Genomic DNA, 19,050 nt, shown 5'->3' with positions numbered 1-19,050 from the left:
CGTTGTGGCAAACCTGATTATATACAAAATAATTAAGTCGCCGCTTGGCGATATGGTCTTAGGTTCCATTGCCGATAAGATCTGTTTCCTCGAATTTTATCTGCCTGAACGTTATAAAGAAATGTCCGGCAAGATTCGAAAAGTCTTTGACGCCGAATGGGTTGAAGGCACAAATGACGTAATCGAGCAAGCGGAAAAGGAATTGCAGGAATATTTTTCAGGAAAACGTAAGAACTTTACGGTTCCTTTGGATTTGCGCGGCTCTGAATTTGAAATCAAGATATGGGAACAGCTACAGAAAATTCCTTACGGGCATGTCTGCAGTTACGGTGATATTGCCAAAAAGATCAATAATCCAAAGTCCGTTCGCGCGGTGGGCGGAGCAAATCATAACAACCCCGTTGCGATCATAGTGCCCTGCCATCGTGTGATTGGAAAAAATGGAAGCTTGGTGGGTTACGGCGGCGGGATAGATAAAAAAAAACTCCTCATTGAACTGGAGAGAGGCGAACTTAATCTGCTATAAATTCATCGATTCTAGAATCTCAATGAATCGATCCGCATGAACTTCCGCATTAAATTCATTGTGTATAACATCAAGTATGATTCCGGCAGGCGACAAAACAAATGTTGCCCTTTTATTTCGTAATATTCCGCCGAGCCGCAGAACCCCAAATTGTTTTCCAAGTTTTTTTCTATGGTCATAAATTAATGGAAACGGTAATTGATGTTTACTGATGAAGCTATTGTGCGTTACGCTATCATCAAGACTAACGCCGAATAATTCACCCCCAAGTTTGCAAATCTCTTCATATCGTTCCCGAAAATAACACACCTGCGCAGTACAGATCCTGGTGAAATCCATCGGATAAAAAAATAATGCAACAGCCTTTCGACCGTGAAATTTTTCTAAACGGTAGTTTATGCCCTCGGAATCCTGAAACTCTAATTCAGTAATGCGGTCGTTTTTTTTTAGCATAATCCCCTTACCGCAGGTATTCTGCGCAAACGTGATCTACCGCAGTATATGCGCTTTTAACGGCGCCTTCGATGGTTGCAGGCAGTCCCGTATCCGTCCAATCGCCCGCTATATAAAAATTCTTGATTGGCGTCCTACACGAAGGCCGATGATATCCCGAATCCGGTGGCTGAGAAAAAGTTGCGTTCCGCTCCTTAATCACTAGGAAATGACGCACCATGGAGCCTTTAAAATCTGCAAACAGTATTTCCAATTCCCCAACAATCAATTCGAAAATTTCTTCGCGTTGCCGGTTAATCATATCGACGGCTCCGCTGATCGTTATTTCAAGCAAACTGTCCGATTTCTTGAAAATCCACTGTATCTTGGTATGAATACACCCGATAAAAGATCCATGAAATAACTGATCTGTTTGAATACCGGTTAACCAAACATATATAGAAATGATCGGAGAAGTTCGTAAAACAGCCATTGCTTGAAAGTGCTTATCCCGGATGTCCTTATCAATAATATTAAAAAAACCGGATTGCGGTACTGCTGAAACATAAACATCGGCCTGTAACAGATTCTTGTTATTTAGCGTAATTCCCGTTATTTGATCATTCGCCAGTTGTATTTTATCAACCTCCCGATCTAATAATACAATTCCACCGTTCTGTCTAATCAACACTTCCGATGGTATTACAAATAACTCAGACAAACCCGTTTTTGGTATAATAATTCTGGAGTAATCGCCTTTAACGAGAAACATGTGTTTTAGAGCCGTTGCAAACAATTTAGCCGAAGCGTTCTGCAACGATTCATTCATTACGGCCAAACAAACGGGGTTCCAGAAATATGTTTTCAGATTTTCATTTTGCCCCAAATCCTTAAGCCAATCGTCAACCGAAATGGTTTCCGGAATATGCTGAAACGGTAATTTCAGCCCCGCTTTGATGAGCAGTAAACGTTCCCAAAACGACAGATTTTTAAATCGCAAAATCCCAACGAGCAGATGCATCGGCATAGGCAGAACCGGAATAATTAAGGAACTCAGCTTTTTATGCGGCGCTGCAAATGGAATATGAATCAACCTACCCGTTTGGGTAGGTTGAGCTTGCCCGAGGAATTTTAACCAACGAAGCGTATAATGATAACAGCCCATGAGGATATGTTGGCCGTTATCGACGACATCGGACGTAGTGCGGTCTTGAAAAGAAAATGTTCTGCCGCCCAGGCGGTGTTTTTGTTCGATCAAAGTCACCTGAAATCCACGATCCGATAAGAGAGTTGCCGTTGCAAGACCGGCCAAACCTCCCCCGATCACGATGACTGTTTTACCGGAATGGGTCATTACGCAAACTGTCTTTCATTCCACCATGTCTTGAAAACAATTGAGGCCTTTTGAGGAATCGATAGAGAAATTTTTTTTGAAGAAAGATTTTCCAGGTTTCGTTCTGTTTTTACCAGAAGTGAGTGATAAATGTTCTGCATGGCTCTTGCAGGAAATAATATATAAGATCGTTCTGCTGCATAATCCTCATCGGCCTTCATATAATAGCGGCGCGCGCGTATGCACTGTTCCCGCATGAGCCTCACAAAAGAAGACTGATTGTTTCCGCTTAGCAGGTCATCTTCGGTGCATCCAAATTTTTCTAATTCCTGTTTCGGTATATAAATACGGTTTTTTTTAATATCTGAAGCGACATCGCGAATGATATTGGTTAACTGGACGGCAATACCCGTATTAACTGCGTAGGATTCAATCCGTGAATTCTTCTCCCCTAAAATGCTGACGGTCATCAATCCGACCGTAGACGCTACGCGATAGCAGTATTCATACAACTCATCAAAAGTTTTGTAACGGTTTTTTGTTAGATCCATCTCTACGCCGCGAATTAACTCAAAAAACAGTTCTAGAGGTATTGAGAATCTGCGCGCAATGTAAACAAGCCTATTCAAAAAATTAAGCTGTGACTTACCGGTAATCGCGGTTTGCAGTTCCGTTTTCCAATGATCCAGAAATTCAAACGGATTATGATTGCCATTTTCAGTATCAACCATATCGTCTGTGTAACGGCAAAACGCGTAAACGGTCATGATCGCATCCCGTTTATCTTTTGGGAAAACGAGCATGGGGAAATAGAAGCTGCTGCCGGATTGGCGCACGTAGTCGGATATAGATGGGTTAAACAGGTTATACATGTTCTTACTTAAACGTTATCATGCGATATAAAATCCGAACGGCGTCGAACACTCCAACTTCAGGCCGCCTATTATGAACATCATAATTATTCTTTTCCAATTTCTCAAGTATACGCATTCCTCCCAGCCATATCAAAGTGATTTCGTATCGTTCCGGCCTGTTTAGAGCAGACAGCACTGCTTTCCCTTTTAAAAAAAAATCCCGTGCGCGTTGTACTTGAAATGCCATTAGATTTTCAAACTGCGTGTTAATTTTCTTATTCGCTATATCCTGAATTGAATAACCAAATTGTGCCATCTCATCTTGAGGTAAATAACATCTGTTTTTTTTGAGATCAACAAATACGTCCTGCCAGTGATTCGTCAGTTGCAGCGCTGTGCAAATGGAGTCCGTCGCGGAATAGAACGACTCCTTCTCAGGGTGGCCGTTGTATCCAAGAATGCACAGAACAATGCGTCCAACCGGATTTGCCGAAAAACTGCAATATTCAAGAAGTTCATCAAAATTTTGATAAATATTCTTAAAAAGATCCACTTTAAATGCATTTAACAAATGGTCAAAATAATCTTTTGGAATTCCGCACGCCTTAACGGTTTCTCGCAGCGCAATAAAAATGGGTTCCTCTGCAGCCCCCTTATAACACGCATCGAGTTTAGACTGCCATTGCAGCAATAATTGAAGTCGTTGATTAATATCCAGCGCCTCATTATCGGCAAAATCGTCCGCCGTTCGCATAAATGCATACGCCGCATAAAAATGTTTCCTTTTGTTTCCCGGAATAAAAAAAGACGCAATGGGAAAATTTTCATAGTGATTCCTTGCAATCTGACGGCAGTAATCGTATGCATTGTTGACGCTTCCCGAAAAAGCGCTGGTTTGTGCCGCCGCTTTTCCTGCGATCATTCTTCGTCCGGCTTTGCGGTTGAGATCAGAAAGAACAAAGTCAGCAATACGACTACATTTACCGTAACCAATGACGAATACGCCGAATGCAGACGATCAAATGCTTCTCTTTCAGGCCGGGTATCCTGATCTTTTGGAGTATCAAAATTTTGAATGGTAACTTTCAGCTGATCCATACGCGGAGCAATGATCATACTATACCCGCCAAGGTTGGCAAATAACAAAAGGGACGCGAACATGCGAATCCATTGAAGCAAGCTCTTGCGGTAAAATAGAAAAAACAAGGATGATAGAAGTAAAACGATGGAACAAATACCTTCCATAATATTCATTTTGTGTAAAATGATCCCATTCAAAACTCCGGCTTGTGTTTTTGAATCCATGAATTTGAAAATGGAAGGCGCAACAACCGATCCCAGGAATATTAGTATTCCAATCCAAATGCCGCAGGCCAGCAACGCAATCCACTGAAGTAAAGAATATCGATTTATGTTCATCATGCTAATCCCTGAAAAAGCGCGCTGTCGAAAACGGCTGGATCAACGGCGAGACTTTCTGATCCAAAATCACATCTGCCACTAGCCTTGCAGTAATCGGCATCAAGAGAATACCGTTCCTGAAATGTCCGGATGCGACGAAAAGGTTACTTAACGCGGTTTCTCCCAGTATCGGAAACCTATCCTGGCTGACCGGCCTTAATCCGGCCCACGATTCGATTGCCTTAAAATAAATGGAGTTCGGGAATATCGTTTCCAACTTCTTTAAGAACTCGTCCGTAACGTCTTTTGACACGGATTTATTGAAACCCACATCTTCAACCGTAGAACCGATCAGGATGCGTCCGTCATTACGCGGAACATAATAGAAGTCATTGAGGCTTCCCGCATGGCGAACGAACTTCTCGTTGGGCATTTGCATAGAAAAAATCTGCCCGCGCATCGGCCGAATATCGGGTATGATGCCGTGCAAACCGGGAAACTGTGAACTCCAAGCGCCGGCGGTCAAAATATAATGCGCTGCTGTATATTTTTCCGCCAAGCCGCTAATGTCAGCTATGGCATCGTTCACTATATTGAAATCGGCAATGGGGCAGTTTTCTATAATCTCAACGTTCGTCTGCTTGCATGCATAAATCAACGCTTTAACAAGTTTCCGATTCTCAACCTGATGATTGCCAGGTAAATGAATGGCTGAAAAACCCTCCGCCAATGCCGGTTCGTTTTTTTCTATTTCGTCCTGGTCCCAATAGTGCCCGCGAATCCCGATCCGAGCGAGCCAAGTTATCTTTTCATCCGCATTTTCATCAGGCGGAATTAATTTCAGAATTCCTTCTTTTCGGTATTCACAGTTAACTTTGCTAACCCATTCAACGCGGCGTATATATTCTTCGAATATGAATTGACTTTCGATACATAAGTTTAGAAATGAACGCTGAATTCCATTTTCCTCATTTAAAGAATCCTGCGTGATGATCAACTGTGGTTCCAACATTCCTACTGACGCCCAGGAAGCTTCTTTGCCCGCTGTCCCTTTTTCCACAACGGCTATTCTCAGCTTTTGATTTCGTAATCGTAATTCATAACCGATCGACAGTCCCATTATACCGGCGCCGATAATTACAACATCATAACTTTTCACTTATAACTCCTCTAAAATAAACACGGCAATATATCCATACGTGTATATAAAATCAAGCACAGTAACGCCGTACGGCTAAACTAATTAAATGAACGAATGGCCGCAATCTTAGGGTATTCTTGTCCGTTCATCATAATTAATTACTTGATAATATTGAACAATTCCCATATATTTTTTTCCAATTCCCGTTAATTTATTGATTTTCATGCATTCTTCTGCAATCATACAAACTAATCATCAAATATTTTCATAAGCGGAGTTATAGTGGAATTAAATAAACTGGGGCGATACGAAATTACACAGGTTCTTGGACAAGGCGCTATGGGAATCGTGTACAAAGGCGTTGATCCGAAAATTGGAAGAACTGTTGCGCTTAAGACGTTGAAAACAGCCGGGGAAATACCGGCAGATCAACTGGCAGAATTTCAGCGGCGTTTTGAACAGGAAGCGCAATCCGCAGGCCGCCTGACGCATCCGAATATCGTAACGATATATGATGTTGGCGAAGAACAAGGATTGGCTTATATCGCTATGGAATTTATCAAAGGGAAGGCATTGGACGAATACATATCGGAAAAAAGCCCTTTCTCAATTGATCAGATCGTCAACATCATGGTGCAGATATGCGAAGGACTCGGATATGCGCATAAGAATGGCGTCATTCACCGTGACATCAAACCGGCAAATATCGTATTGACCGACGACCATATTGCAAAAATTACAGATTTCGGCATTGCAAAAATTACTTCTACGAGCGCGACGCAAACGGGCATGGTCGTTGGCACGCCGAGTTACATGTCGCCGGAACAGATCACCGGAAGAGGCGTGGATAATCGCTCAGATATTTTTTCTATTGGAGCCGTCTTTTATGAATTGCTGACTTACGAAAGAGCGTTTCCCGGCGATAATATTACTACCGTCATGTATCGCGTGGTGCATGAAAATCCCACTCCACTGTCTGTAGCTAATATGTCGGTTCCGGCGCAATTTGACCAAATTGTCATGAAAGCGCTTGCAAAGAATCCGGCTGACCGTTATCCTGACGCGGAGTCCATGGGCAAGGACATTCAAAATTACAAAAACGCCGCCAGCACGCAAATTGCATCTACACAGGCTTTTAATCCTGCTGACTATAAAGGTACTGTTGTGATGTCCAGTAAAACCGCGGCGACCATGGCGGTGCCTGCGTCGTCTGCCACAACGCCTCCTGCTGCATCATCCTCCGCGCCGGTTCAGTCAGCAACAAAGAACAAACCTATCGTCTTGATTTCCACTATAACCGCGGTTGTCTGTGCAGTTCTTCTCTATATTATTTTTGGAATTTTCACTTCCTCTGAGAAGGCTTCCCTGCAGATCGCTCTTAACATCCTCAAAGGTACGGCTGTATTGGATGGAACAGATTATCAAATTGAAAACGGCCAACTAGCTGTTCAAAATGTTTCTGCCGAGGAACACGAATTATTAATTAAACACGAGGGATACGACGACTTCAAAACTAAGTTGTTGTTCGCTGAAAACGAAGAAAAGAAACTGAATGTTACTATGAAACTTGCTCCCGTTCAATTTCCCTCGGGCGTCGACACGGCTTATTTGACCATTTCGTCCAAACCCGACATAATCGCAGTTCAAACCAATACGGGCAAGTTTATCGGATACACGCCGCTGCTCAAAGTTCCGTTTCCGGTTGGAAAACACACATTAGTTTATTCAAAGGAATACTATGGTACTCAGACAAAAGATGTTGATCTACGAAAAAAGCGAGAATACAAAGATGCGCTTAATTTGGAAGTCAAAAAAGGATCCATTTCCGTTTCGGATGTAAATCCAAAAAAAGTTCAGGTCATTCTCGATGGTACAACACTCAAACCTGAAAAAGACGGGGTGACGTATATCGTGCCTTTCGGCAAGCGTAAGATTACTCTAAAACAAGAAGGATATAAACCATTTGAACAAGAAGTCGTTATTAACAGTCAGGAAACTCTTAAACTCAATTCGACGTTAGAACAACTATTTGGCGCTATTTCTATTACATCCGTTCCGAGCGAAGCGGATGTATTTATCGATGGCAACAACGTGGGCAAAACCCCATTGAAGCTTGACAAGGTTGCAGCGGGGCAACGTGAAATCAAAGTTCAAAAAGGAAATCTGGTGTCGATTAAGAAATTCATCGTTATTGAGAACCAGGAAAACAACCTTGCCGAACTTAAATTACTTGCTTCGGTTGGTTATTTGAAACTTGTCGTCAATCCTTGGGCTAAAATCTATGTTGACGGCAAATCCATGGGATCTTCTCCCCCTGTGGACAACCTTGAATTGAAACCGGGTACGTACAAAATAAAAATAGAAAACCCGGCATACAGACCGGTTACAAAAAACGTAACCATTAATGCCGGTTCAACCACTTCTCTACAACACGATTTTAAGTAACAGGTGCATCATGACAAAATTATTTTTTTCAGCCGTTTTGATGTTGTTGTTTTTTGGCTGTGCCACTAAAGAAGCCGCCAAGACAACGAGAGATGAAAAAACTAAGAATACTAAGAAAATTAATGCAGATGATGCATTAAAAAATGGCATTGAGGCATACAAAGTCCGTGATTATGAGAAAGCAAAATCGTCGCTTCACAAAGCAACACAGCAAAAACTATCAAAGAGTAACCTTGTTTCCGCACATAAACACCTTGCTTTTATTTATTCTATCCAAGGCAATGCGGATGAAGCTTACAAAGAATTCAGCAAAGCATTTAAGTTAGACAAGAAATTTAAGTTGGACAAATCAGAAGCAGGTCACCCGGCTTGGACGCCTTCTTTTCAATGGGCTCAGAAAGAATCAGCTTTGATTAACGCCAAGGGTTCCGAGCTTTTTGACGAAGGAAAAGACTATTATTCTAAACGTGATAATACGAATGCTATCCGATCGCTCGAGGCAGCCGTCTCAAAAGAAGATTTGAAAACAAGCAGGAAAGTGGAGGCGTATAAACTCCTTGCTTTTATTTATGCTGTTGATAGAAATCCGGCACAGGCTAAACTCGCATTTAAGAAAGCCTTTGGCCTGGACAATTCTTTTCAACTGGACAAATCAGAATACGGCAATCCGGTCTGGACGCCGTTGTATGATGAAGTCAAAAAACAATTTCAAAAAAAATAACATTAACTTTATGTCGGAGAACGTGTGGCTGCATTAGTACTGCTCGAAAAAGACAATACCTCGCATCGTTTTGTGATTGAGAAAAACGATACGACCGTTGGGCGCCGACCCGAGAATGATTTTCTGATTGCCAATGTTATGGTATCAGGGAAACATGCTAGACTTACTTTGCAGAATAATCAATACCTGATAACGGACCTCAACAGCACGAACGGTACTTTTGTGAACGGCGTTCGTATCTCCGCGCCGACGGAAATTAAGCATAAAGACCATATCAATTTTGGCGCAGTAGATCTTATTTTCTTAATTGATGAAAACGCGACGATCGAATTTGATAAAGAACGTTTTTTCAAGCCGATCGAAACTTCCGCCGTTCCTCCAAAGAAACCGGCAGACACCGGTTACGCGCCGGAGATTTCCCCTACGACGCTTCTGGACAAGTTCCAGGCCCTTAAGAAAATTGTCCTTAGCGGCACTGCGGACCGCAACTCAATCAGCTCGCAATTTCTTGATCTGGAACATGCCGTACATATCATGGACAACCAATTGCATGAATCAGAAAATTTTCAGCAAAAACTTAACGTCTTATATGAGATCGGAAAAGTAATCAATTTGATTTTTGAAGAAGACGAGCTTCTAAAAACTATTTTGGATTTGGGGCTTAAAGTGATGAAAGCGGATTGCGGTTTTATTATGCTTTACAACGACAGAAAAGAACTGGTTCCAAAAATTTCACGCAAAATAGAATCGGATGAGATCAGCACCTCCTCCCCCACTTTTAGTACGACTATTTCAAAACGTGTTGCCGAAACAGCAGAAAGTATTCTAACGTCGGATGCCCAGAATGACGACAGGTTTCAGAGCGGAGCAAGCATCATTTCACACCACATTCGTTCCGTGATCTGCTCGCCGTTAAAGAACAAAGACCAAAAAGTCATTGGCGTCATTTATGTCGGGTCAAACGTAATGTCAAATGTCTTTTCCAAGAGCGACGTTGACTTGCTCGAGGCATTCTCCAATCATGCGGCGATCGCAATTGAAAATGCGCGTCTGTACGAGGATAAACGCCGTAAAGAGCATCTTAAAGCGGCTTTGGAACGGTATGTATCAAAACAGATCGCAGAGAAAATTATAAGCAACGACGCGTCCGGTGATATACGGTTTCAACCCGAAAAACGTGAAGTTACTTTGGTCTTTTCCGATGTTCGCGGATTCACCACGCTTGCGGAAAGCATGAGCCCTGAAGAAATGGTAGAGATATTGAACCGTTATTTTACTAAGATGATCGATATTATTTTTAAATACGGAGGCACGCTGGATAAATTTATCGGCGACGCCATTATGGCCATGTTTGGCGCGCCGGCAACAACCGGCGATGATGCCGGGAATGCAGTTATGGCTGCCATCGAAATGCAGGAAAGCCTCATTGCGTTTAATGAGGAGCAAATTAAACTTGGAAAGCCGCAATTGAAAGTTGGCATCGGTATCAATTCGGGTATCGTGGTTGTAGGAAATATCGGTTCCGATCAGCGGATGGAATACACGGCCATCGGCGACAGCGTCAACCTGGCTTCACGCCTGGAAGGCGCCAACAAAGAGTACGGCACTCATATCATGGTCAGTGAATGGACGCAGGAAAAAGTTCAGGCCAAGGTCATTTCACGTGAATTAGATCTGATACGCGTCAAAGGCAAGGAAAAGCCGGTCAAAGTATTCGAAGTCGTTTCATCAGCTTTGACGGGCATCTCAAACGATCAGAAAAAAGCCTTGGAAGCATATAACAAAGGATTGGTTGCCTATCGAAAACAAAAATGGGACGAGGCTATTTCGAACTTTAAAGCTGCACTGACCATCAAACCGGATGACGGGCCGTCAAAAGTCTATATCGAGCGTTCGGAAGAATTTAAGAAAAAACCTCCGGAAGGTAAATGGGACGGCGTCTTCATAATGCATAACAAGTAACGGATCAGTAAACCCAGACCGTATATCAATATGCAAATTATATATTATTATTATTTTGATTGCCCTGTAAATTGTAGTACATTTTATTAATTATGACTCAGGAAGAACTATGAAACTCGATGAATTAATTTATGATTGGAACTTGGAAGCCTTGCCTGGCGTCCGACCTTCCCAGCAGATTGAATTGGACGATGAGACGCTTCGTGACGGCCTTCAGTCCCCATCCGTAAAAGCTCCGACAATTGACCAAAAGATCGAGCTTCTGCATTTGATGGAAAAACTTGGTATTCATTCTGCTGATATTGGACTGCCCGGAGCCGGACCTCACGTATTGGAACATGTCGTTATCCTCGCAAAGGAAATTGTCAATAATAAGATGAAGATCCGGCCAAACTGCGCAGCGCGAACGCTGAAACAAGATATTACTCCCATTATTGAGGCCTCGCAGAGAGCAGGAATCAAAATTGAAGCGTGCACCTTTATCGGGTCCAGTCCCATTCGCCAATACGCAGAAGGATGGACAATCGATCAATTATTAAAATTCACCGAAGAGGCCGTAACATTTGCTGTTCAAAATGGCCTTGATGTCATGTATGTTACCGAAGACACGACGCGGGCAAAGCCCGAAGACATTCGAAAAATGTATCAAACGGCCATTAGGTGCGGCGCAACGCGGCTTTGCATTTCAGATACCGTAGGGCATGCAACCTGCGAGGGCATCCATCGGATCATTAATTATATGAAAGAAATCATATTCATGACCAATCTTGATATTAAGATCGACTGGCATGGACACAATGACCGAGGTCTTGGAGTATCCAATGCGATTTGCGCCATCCACGCCGGTGCCCACCGAGTTCACGGCACAGGAGGCGGAATTGGCGAACGCGTCGGTAACGTGGCGATGGATCAACTCATGGTTAATCTCAAAATGAAAAATTGGATTCAAAACGACCTCAGTTACCTCCCGGAGTATTGTCAGAAAATTTCAAGTCACACCGGCGTGCCAATTCCTATCAACTATCCTATTTTCGGGAAAGACGCGTTTCGTACTGCAACAGGCGTACATGCCGCGGCCATACTAAAATCGCTGAATTTAGGAGATATGGAGCTTGTCGATCGTGTATATTCAAGCGTTCCGGCAAATATGTTCGGACTGGAACAAGTAGTAGAGATCGGCCCGTTGAGCGGAGAATCCAACGTCATTTTTTGGTTGAAAAAACGTAAGATCGAACCCAGAGACGAATTGGTCAAAAAGATCTTTCAGGCGGCAAAACAATCGACGGTCATCCTTTCGGACGAACAGATTTTTGCTTTGTGTAAATAAGGTAATGAATGACGCCCCGTTACATCCTTTCAATCATATTTTTACTTCACTGCGCGTCACCTGCTTTTTCACAACTGAACACCACAGGGAAATACTGGATTATCTTTACCGATAAACCGGTTGCTAATTTGTCTTTAGAAAAAACCATTCTGCAAAACTTACCCGTCCGTACCATTGATCGCCGCCAAAAAAATAATGCATTAGAGAAAACTATTGATCACTATGACATTCCGGTTAACACCCATTATACCGACTATATAAAATCATTACATATCGAAATCATAGCGGTTTCCAAATGGCTTAATGCCGTCAGCGCTCATTTGAATGCTGAACAGAAGAACAACGTAGAGAAACTGCCGTTTGTCAAACTAGTCAAACCGGTTTCGCGCGCGCAAACCAATGTTTTGATAAAGCATGGAAATAAACTTGCAGCCAATGGTGAAATGCCTTTCATTTTAGATTACGGTTCTTCCTACAGTCAAAATGCAATGATAAATACACCCGCAGTCCATCAACTTGGTTTTTCGGGCAGCGGCGTCCTGATCGGTATGATCGATACAGGTTTTAATCTTGACCACATCGCATTACGAAATGTCCACGTTGTCGATGATTCAGACTTTGTTGAACGCGATAAGGACGTCAGTGAAAATATTGAAGGCAAGAGTGGCAGCAGTCATGGCACCTATGTGCTCTCAGCGATTGCGGCCTATGATCCTGGAAAACTTATCGGAACAGCCTTTGGCGCTTCCTATCTTCTCGCACGAACTGAAAACGATGACGGTATCGGGCAAAAAGCCGAAGAAGATCACTGGGTTTCAGCGCTTGAATGGCTTGAAGAAAAGGGCGCTGACATCGTCAGCAGTTCAATCAGCTTTTTTGATGAATTTCAAAATTCATCTTACAATTACTCATTGGTTGATCTTGACGGCAATACGGCCATGACTACATTGGCAACGAATATTGCGTTTAATAAGGGCGTTTTAGTTTTCAATTCCGCCGGAAATATGGGGACACGCGGCGCCGGATATCTTGGTACTCCATCCGACGGAAAAAAAATGATCGCCGTCGGCGCCATATACGGCGACAGCACTGCAACTACTTTCAGTTCGCGTGGGCCCACTAAAGACGGACGGAAAAAGCCAGATATCGCAGCGCTTGGCAATAATGTTAAAGTGGTAGGAAATGATACCAGTCATTATGATATCTTAAGTGGGACGTCGTTATCAACTCCGTTGGCAGCGGGTTTGGCGGCTCTCGCACTTGAAGCAAACCCAAGATGGTCGTCAAAACAACTCTACGACGCCATAAAGAAAACGGCAAGCACTTATTCAAAACCTAATAATGAAATCGGATTTGGAATACCAAACGCGCTTAAGGCTCTGAACTATGATCCTTCGGGAAGTTCAAACCCTCTCGTAAAAAACATCTTAACCTATCCTAACCCGACAAGCGGTACTACTTACATTTCATTTCAGTCGCTGGTGACATCAACATTTACAATTAAAATATACAATGCCATCGGCCAATTTGTAATTTCCGTTTCTGAGAATGAGCCTGTTTCGGCAAATCAGATCGTCACAAAAAATTGGAATGGAAAAAATTTTAACGGCAACGAAGTAAGTTCAGGCGTATATTTTTATAGAATCAGTTTGGGGGGTAAATCAACTGCGGAAAAAATTCTTATAGTTAAGTGATCATGCGGAGCGCATTTTCTCAACACAATTTCTTATCGTATCAACTATATACAGCAAATCATCTTCTTCAGAACTTCTTCCAAGTGTCATACGAACAGCGCCACGCGAACGATTATCGTCTAACCCCATTGCTTTGAGAACATGTGAAATCGTAACGGCGCCGGAAGTACATGCCGATCCGGTCGAAACTGCAATGCCATTTAGATCAAGCATCATGAGTATCTCGTCCCCCATCAATCCGTCAAAAGAAATATTCAAATGGCCAGGAAGCCTGAGATCAGGATGTCCATTCAATTGCGTACCGGGAATGGACTCACAAATAGCCTTAGATAAGCGATCCTGCATGGAACGAAGTCGAGCCGACTCATCCGTCATTTCCATCCTGCACAAATCGGCCGCTTCTCCAAATCCAATCACGCCCGCTATATTCTCGGTTCCCGCGCGCTGGCCTTTTTCCTGGGAACCTCCGAGAATCTGCGGCTGCAATTTGATTCCGTTGCGAACAAATAACCCGCCGACGCCTTTGGGGCCGTAAAGTTTATGTGCAGACATAGACAAGAGATCTATATTCATTCGATTAACATCGATTGGAATTTTCCCAAATGCCTGCACAGCGTCAACGTGAAACAGGGCTCCGTTTTTTTTGACCATTTCACCGATTTCCTGAATCGGGTTAATTGTTCCGACTTCGTTATTCGCATGCATGATAGAAACCAGCGCCGTATCCGTGCGTATAGCTTTAGCAACGGCATCCGGGTGCACCATTCCGTATTCGTCACACGGAATGTAGGTCACCTCAAATCCGTCTTTTTCTAAACTGGCAAATGAATGGATGACCGCGTGATGTTCTGCCCGATTGGTTACGAAATGATTTCCACGAACTTGTGCAGAATAGGCAACTCCTAAAATGGCCAAATTATCAGCTTCGGAGCCGCCGGCCGTGAATACGATCTCATTCGACTTCGAATTCAGCATCTGTGCAACTTTCTCGCGCGCGTTTTCAAGAGCTACCTTGGCTGAACGTCCGTAACCATGTAAACTCGACGGATTACCGAATTCTTCAGTCAGGTAAGGAAGCATTGCCGCAAATACGCGTTTGTCTAAAGGCGTAGTAGCGCTATGGTCGAGGTAAATTTTCTTCATTATTTTAGTTTATAAAATCGCGGGACGCGGGCATTTATCATGCAAGTGATCTCATAAGGAATTGTACCGATCTTATCTGCGAGTTCGTTTACACTGATCCTCTCATTATCCATACTGCCGATCAAAACCACCTCATCCCCGATCTCAACTTTGTCATCCCCCACATTAATCATCAGTTGATCCATACACACGGCTCCAACAACGGGATATCTTTTACCTCTGATCAGCACTGCACCCGTGTTACTAAGTAGCCTAGAATATCCGTCTCCATACCCAATTGGAATCGTGACGATATTGCTGTCTTTCGATGTAAAATACTTTAAGCCGTAACTGATGCCGGTGCGCGCAGGAACGCGTTTAATAAAAACAACTTTAGATTTCAAAGACAATACAGGCTTCAAATTTAAATCGGTTGACACCTGAGCGGAAGGATAGATTCCGTAAATGGATATTCCCGGGCGAACCATATCAAATGTGGATTGTGGAATATCCGCGATTGCGCCGCTATTGGCAACATGTTTAAGTGGAATTTCAATGCCCGATTTTTTCAGTTCATAAAGAATGGATTCAAATCGTTCAAGCTGCGTAAGGGTGAATGATTTATCGCCCTCATCGGCTGTCGCGAAATGTGAATAAATCCCGACGATATCTAAATTTTTCATTTGAGCTACGCGCTTGACAAATTCTACTGCGAAAGTGTGCGTTACTCCTATGCGTTCCATACCGGTATCTATTTTTAAATGAACGCGCGCCTTCTGATGATGCAATTCATCATTGATGTGACGTGCCAATTCAAGAGAGCTGACAGTGATATCGATATCATTTTGGATGAATTTTTTAAGTTGATATCCCAGAATTCCACCCATGACCAGGATCGGCGCTTCAATATTGTTCTGCCTCAAAAAGATCGCCTCTTCCAAAAAGCCCACGCCAATATATTCAACTCCATTTTGAATAATGCGTTCCGTAATTTCTTGTATCCCATGGCCATAAGCATTCGCCTTGACGATGGCCATGATTTTCTTGCCGTTTATTTTCTTTCGTATTTGCTGAATATTATGGTCGACGGCAGTCAAATCAATAACAACATGCGTCGGACGAATTTCGCGGAGTATATTAAAATAAAGCGTGTCCACAAGAACCTGGAATTTAATTAAAAAATCGATGATCTAAGCAATCTGGCGAATGATCTCAGCGATAAGCGATTGAAAAGAAGTTTTTACACGGTTAGCGGTGGCGGTAACTTCTTCATGGCTGAGCGGCGTATGACTGATACCCGTTCCTAAATTGGTAATACAACTGATACCTAATACTCTCATGCCTTGATGTTTTGCAACGATAACCTCCGGAACGGTTGACATTCCAACCGCATCGGCGCCCATTTTTTGAAACATTTTAACTTCGGATCGTGTTTCGTATGTCGGCCCAGGCCCGGCACAATAAACACCGCGTTGAGTCTTCACACCTAATCGCAACGCTGTTTTTTCTGCAATCGCAATATAATCCTTATCATATTCGCTTTCCATATCAGGAAATCTCGGCCCTAACTGATCTTCATTGCTGCCACGAAGAGGATTAACAAAAAAGAAATTGATATGGCTCGTGATGATCATCAGATCACCGGGCGTGAACACCGGATTAACTCCGCCTGCAGCATTGGTCACGATAAGTGATCGTACACCCAGCGCGTGCATGATCCGCACAATATAGGTCACCTGCTCCAGCGAATAGCCTTCATAATAGTGGACACGGCCCTTGAGCGCCAGCACATTTTTCCCTGATAATCTGCCAAAAACAAGTTTGCCGGCGTGACCTTCTACTGTTGATTTAGCAAAATGAGGAATGGTTGACGTTGGGATTTCTGTTCTGGCTTCCAGCGTATCGGCAAAATCACCTAAACCCGATCCAAGAATAACACCTAAAGTCGGAGTGTCCTGAATTGTTTTCCGAATCAACAGTACGGATTCATTTAATTTATCACTTAATTCGCTCATCGATACCAATCCTCAAATTCTGATTTATCGTTCGGTTCAGTATTCGTCCCACGATATCGCGGTCGTTATGCGTCAGTCTTGACAATTCTTGCGTAACGCGTATCAAATAAGATTGCGGATCGGGATATATAGTAGAAAATTTGCGAATGGCCGTTATGATCAAGCCTTCCGCAGTTGCTATAGGATGTGTCAGCAAAATTTTCAAAAAACCCAGATCAATAGTAAACAACTGGAGTTCATCGTCATCGGGCATAAACACGTAATCGCCTGCGGCGGGCATTTCGGGTGGAATATCCTGAATGGGAATTGAAGACGGAATTTCTTTGGATTGAAAACCGACCGGTAAAATATGAATCTCGGTATCAAGGGGCACTGGGTTTTTAAAAAATTCTGCATTCTGTGCCTGACTTTCCCCTTTTAAGCGTGCATCACTGATCAAACCGTAAATCCAGTATTTCCTGCAATCGATTTTAACCAACGATCCAAATGCCGGGAGCGGCAGGTGCAAATAGCGATTGAATTCAGCTATGACGTTTTTTGAATCTATGTACAGAATTTTTGCAAGAAAGTTGTGATGATGTAATGTAGTCATAAGGACGGCCGTAGTTTAAGTAAATAATTTTATTACGTCAAAAATTAGTTTTGGCCTCGTTTTCAACGCTGCTTTAAAAATCCGCATAAGACTGCGTTCGGGGATTGGAATTTTTAGAACTTCACGCGCCAACTTATTCAGTTGATCGTCTGAGAAATCGAATACCGCTTCCTTAATTCTGTAGAAACGTTCATGATCCTTACCGATTGATCTTCCCCATTCTTTATCATATTCCTCCAGGCGTTTAGCGGAAAAATTGTTGTCCCGAACCGCGCCTGCCGCTACTCTGCCGGCAACCATTCCGGCATACATGCCTGACACAATTCCGCCTCCGGAAATTGGATTGACTTGATGGGCCGCGTCGCCGACTAACATGAATCCATTGCCAGATATTTGTTTTCGCGTGAGGGAACAAGGTACACCGCCGCAAAGCGTTGAAAGAATGGGCTTGCCGGAAAACCGCTCCTCAACAAAATCTTTTAAATAACTCAACGCCGACCTTTTGCCTGCATATTCTCCGGAAATACCTATGCCGACGTTCGCCGTTCGATTCCCCTTGGGAAACACCCACAAATAGCCGCCGGGAACTTTCTGGTTTGAAAAAACAAATTCACACATGTCCTGATCAACGTCTAAATCCGCAATGGTGAATTGCGCGCAGGATTCCATGTCCCGCATTTTAGTGAACGTATTCAATCCCGCCCATCGCCCGACACGGGTTTCAACCCCGTCAGCTCCAATCGTAACCCCGGCTCTTACTTCAACGTCATTGCCCATTTGTTTTATTTTAACACCCAGAACACGTCCGCCATCATCTTTGATCAATCCGTTGACATACGCCTTCGTTACAACCTCCGTCCCCGCTTGCGCCGCAATATTGGCAAGTTCATAATCAAATACTTTTCGATCCAAACAATAGCCGCAGTCACCCCAACGCGCATCGACCGCCGTTCCATCAGGAGAAACCAGCCTAAAACCCGTTATAGTAGATGCGATCCAATTAGGCTGTACTGTGCCAACGATACGCAACAAACCTTTGGCACCAACTCCTTCTGCGCACCGAACCGGAACGCCGATCTCACGATCTTTTTCGAGCAGTAGAACTTTCGCTCCGTTCTGCGCCGCAAATTTTGCCGTCGTGCTGCCCGCCGGACCTGCACCAACTACAATGATATCATAATAATCTTTCTTAACCATTATGTACTCTCATTTTTTGGATCACAGAACAACTCTTCCTTCCATGGCGCGCGTCAAAGTTGTCATATCGGCAAATTCCAGATCGCTGCCAATGGGAATACCGCGAGCGATGCGCGAAATCTTGATCGGTATACCATGCAATTTTTCGGCAATGTACATCACCGTAGCGTCGCCCGAAACGTTGGGATTAATCGCCAGTATGACTTCCTTTACGTTACCTTTTAATCTAAGTAGTAATTCCTTAATACGGAGATCATCCGGGCCGATTCCGTCCAGTGGATTTAAAAG

General features: G+C 43.3%; 18 protein-coding genes. 6 read left to right on the top strand and 12 right to left on the bottom strand.

Annotated features, from left to right (window positions below; all coding sequences use genetic code 11):
• Window positions 1-13: 13 nt before the first annotated feature.
• Window positions 14-526 carry a methylated-DNA--[protein]-cysteine S-methyltransferase gene (locus F9K33_13745; GenBank protein ID KAB2878317.1) on the top strand — a complete coding sequence of 171 codons (513 nt, stop codon included), beginning with the start codon at window positions 14-16 and terminating at the stop codon, window positions 524-526.
• On the opposite strand, the gene F9K33_13740 is transcribed toward F9K33_13745, so the two are convergent.
• Genes F9K33_13740 through F9K33_13715 form a run of 6 tightly spaced genes read right to left on the bottom strand, consistent with a single transcriptional unit; the run spans window position 521 to window position 5,705 of the window.
• Window positions 521-979 carry a redoxin domain-containing protein gene (locus tag F9K33_13740; protein KAB2878307.1) on the bottom strand — a complete coding sequence of 153 codons (459 nt, stop codon included), beginning with the start codon at window positions 977-979 and terminating at the stop codon, window positions 521-523. The two genes, F9K33_13745 and F9K33_13740, sit on opposite strands and share 6 nt — an antisense overlap.
• Before the next feature lie 7 nt (window positions 980-986).
• Window positions 987-2,312 (bottom strand): FAD-dependent oxidoreductase, encoded by a 1,326-nt coding sequence (locus tag F9K33_13735; GenBank protein KAB2878306.1) that lies wholly within the window; start codon window positions 2,310-2,312, stop codon window positions 987-989.
• A complete protein-coding gene (locus F9K33_13730) occupies window positions 2,312-3,163 on the bottom strand; it encodes a phytoene/squalene synthase family protein (protein KAB2878305.1) in 852 nt (283 codons plus the stop codon). Before F9K33_13730 ends, F9K33_13735 begins: the two co-directional genes overlap by 1 nt.
• 4 nt (window positions 3,164-3,167) lie before the next feature.
• Window positions 3,168-4,067 (bottom strand): squalene synthase HpnC, encoded by a 900-nt coding sequence (gene hpnC / locus F9K33_13725; protein KAB2878304.1) that lies wholly within the window; start codon window positions 4,065-4,067, stop codon window positions 3,168-3,170.
• On the bottom strand, window positions 4,064-4,567 hold the full coding sequence (locus F9K33_13720) for a DUF4149 domain-containing protein (protein KAB2878303.1): 504 nt from the start codon (window positions 4,565-4,567) through the stop codon (window positions 4,064-4,066). The genes hpnC and F9K33_13720 overlap by 4 nt, the downstream gene beginning before the upstream one ends.
• A 1-nt stretch (window position 4,568) precedes the next feature.
• The gene (locus F9K33_13715) at window positions 4,569-5,705 is read right to left on the bottom strand and encodes an FAD-dependent oxidoreductase (protein KAB2878302.1); all 1,137 of its coding nucleotides are present in this window, start codon (window positions 5,703-5,705) and stop codon (window positions 4,569-4,571) included.
• Between the two features lie 264 nt (window positions 5,706-5,969).
• Here F9K33_13715 and F9K33_13710 point away from each other — a divergent pair, with 264 nt between their 5' ends.
• From F9K33_13710 to F9K33_13690, 5 genes are all read left to right on the top strand, one after another.
• Entirely contained in the window at window positions 5,970-8,132 is a 2,163-nt protein-coding gene (locus F9K33_13710; protein KAB2878301.1) for a PEGA domain-containing protein, read from the top strand.
• Window positions 8,092-8,853, top strand: a complete 762-nt coding sequence (locus tag F9K33_13705) for a tetratricopeptide repeat protein (protein ID KAB2878300.1) — start codon at window positions 8,092-8,094, stop codon at window positions 8,851-8,853. The genes F9K33_13710 and F9K33_13705 overlap by 41 nt, the downstream gene beginning before the upstream one ends.
• Before the next feature lie 24 nt (window positions 8,854-8,877).
• Window positions 8,878-10,815 carry an FHA domain-containing protein gene (locus F9K33_13700; GenBank protein KAB2878299.1) on the top strand — a complete coding sequence of 646 codons (1,938 nt, stop codon included), beginning with the start codon at window positions 8,878-8,880 and terminating at the stop codon, window positions 10,813-10,815.
• A gap of 109 nt (window positions 10,816-10,924) precedes the next feature.
• Entirely contained in the window at window positions 10,925-12,142 is a 1,218-nt protein-coding gene (locus tag F9K33_13695; GenBank protein KAB2878298.1) for a 2-isopropylmalate synthase, read from the top strand.
• A gap of 8 nt (window positions 12,143-12,150) precedes the next feature.
• Window positions 12,151-13,836 carry a S8 family serine peptidase gene (locus F9K33_13690; protein ID KAB2878297.1) on the top strand — a complete coding sequence of 562 codons (1,686 nt, stop codon included), beginning with the start codon at window positions 12,151-12,153 and terminating at the stop codon, window positions 13,834-13,836.
• Here F9K33_13690 and F9K33_13685 read toward each other — a convergent pair whose 3' ends face one another.
• The 6 genes from F9K33_13685 to F9K33_13660 form a co-directional block, all read right to left on the bottom strand.
• On the bottom strand, window positions 13,837-14,979 hold the full coding sequence (locus tag F9K33_13685; GenBank protein ID KAB2878296.1) for a cysteine desulfurase: 1,143 nt from the start codon (window positions 14,977-14,979) through the stop codon (window positions 13,837-13,839).
• Window positions 14,979-16,148 carry an alanine racemase gene (gene alr / locus F9K33_13680; protein ID KAB2878295.1) on the bottom strand — a complete coding sequence of 390 codons (1,170 nt, stop codon included), beginning with the start codon at window positions 16,146-16,148 and terminating at the stop codon, window positions 14,979-14,981. Before alr ends, F9K33_13685 begins: the two co-directional genes overlap by 1 nt.
• A complete protein-coding gene (locus F9K33_13675) occupies window positions 16,149-16,973 on the bottom strand; it encodes a purine-nucleoside phosphorylase (GenBank protein ID KAB2878294.1) in 825 nt (274 codons plus the stop codon).
• The gene (locus F9K33_13670) at window positions 16,957-17,565 is read right to left on the bottom strand and encodes a hypothetical protein (GenBank protein ID KAB2878293.1); all 609 of its coding nucleotides are present in this window, start codon (window positions 17,563-17,565) and stop codon (window positions 16,957-16,959) included. Before F9K33_13670 ends, F9K33_13675 begins: the two co-directional genes overlap by 17 nt.
• Window positions 17,566-17,580: 15 nt before the next feature.
• Complete coding sequence (locus F9K33_13665; protein KAB2878292.1) at window positions 17,581-18,762, bottom strand: NAD(P)/FAD-dependent oxidoreductase; 1,182 nt, start codon at window positions 18,760-18,762, stop codon at window positions 17,581-17,583.
• A 21-nt stretch (window positions 18,763-18,783) separates the two neighbouring features.
• A partial coding sequence (locus tag F9K33_13660; protein KAB2878291.1) for a toprim domain-containing protein occupies window positions 18,784-19,050 on the bottom strand: 267 nt, incomplete at its 5' end.

Source organism: bacterium (genome assembly GCA_008933615.1).
Classification (GTDB): domain Bacteria; phylum CLD3; class CLD3; order SB21; family SB21; genus SB21.
Note: the sequence above shows the minus strand (reverse complement) of the source record. Positions and strands in the feature narration are given on the sequence as shown.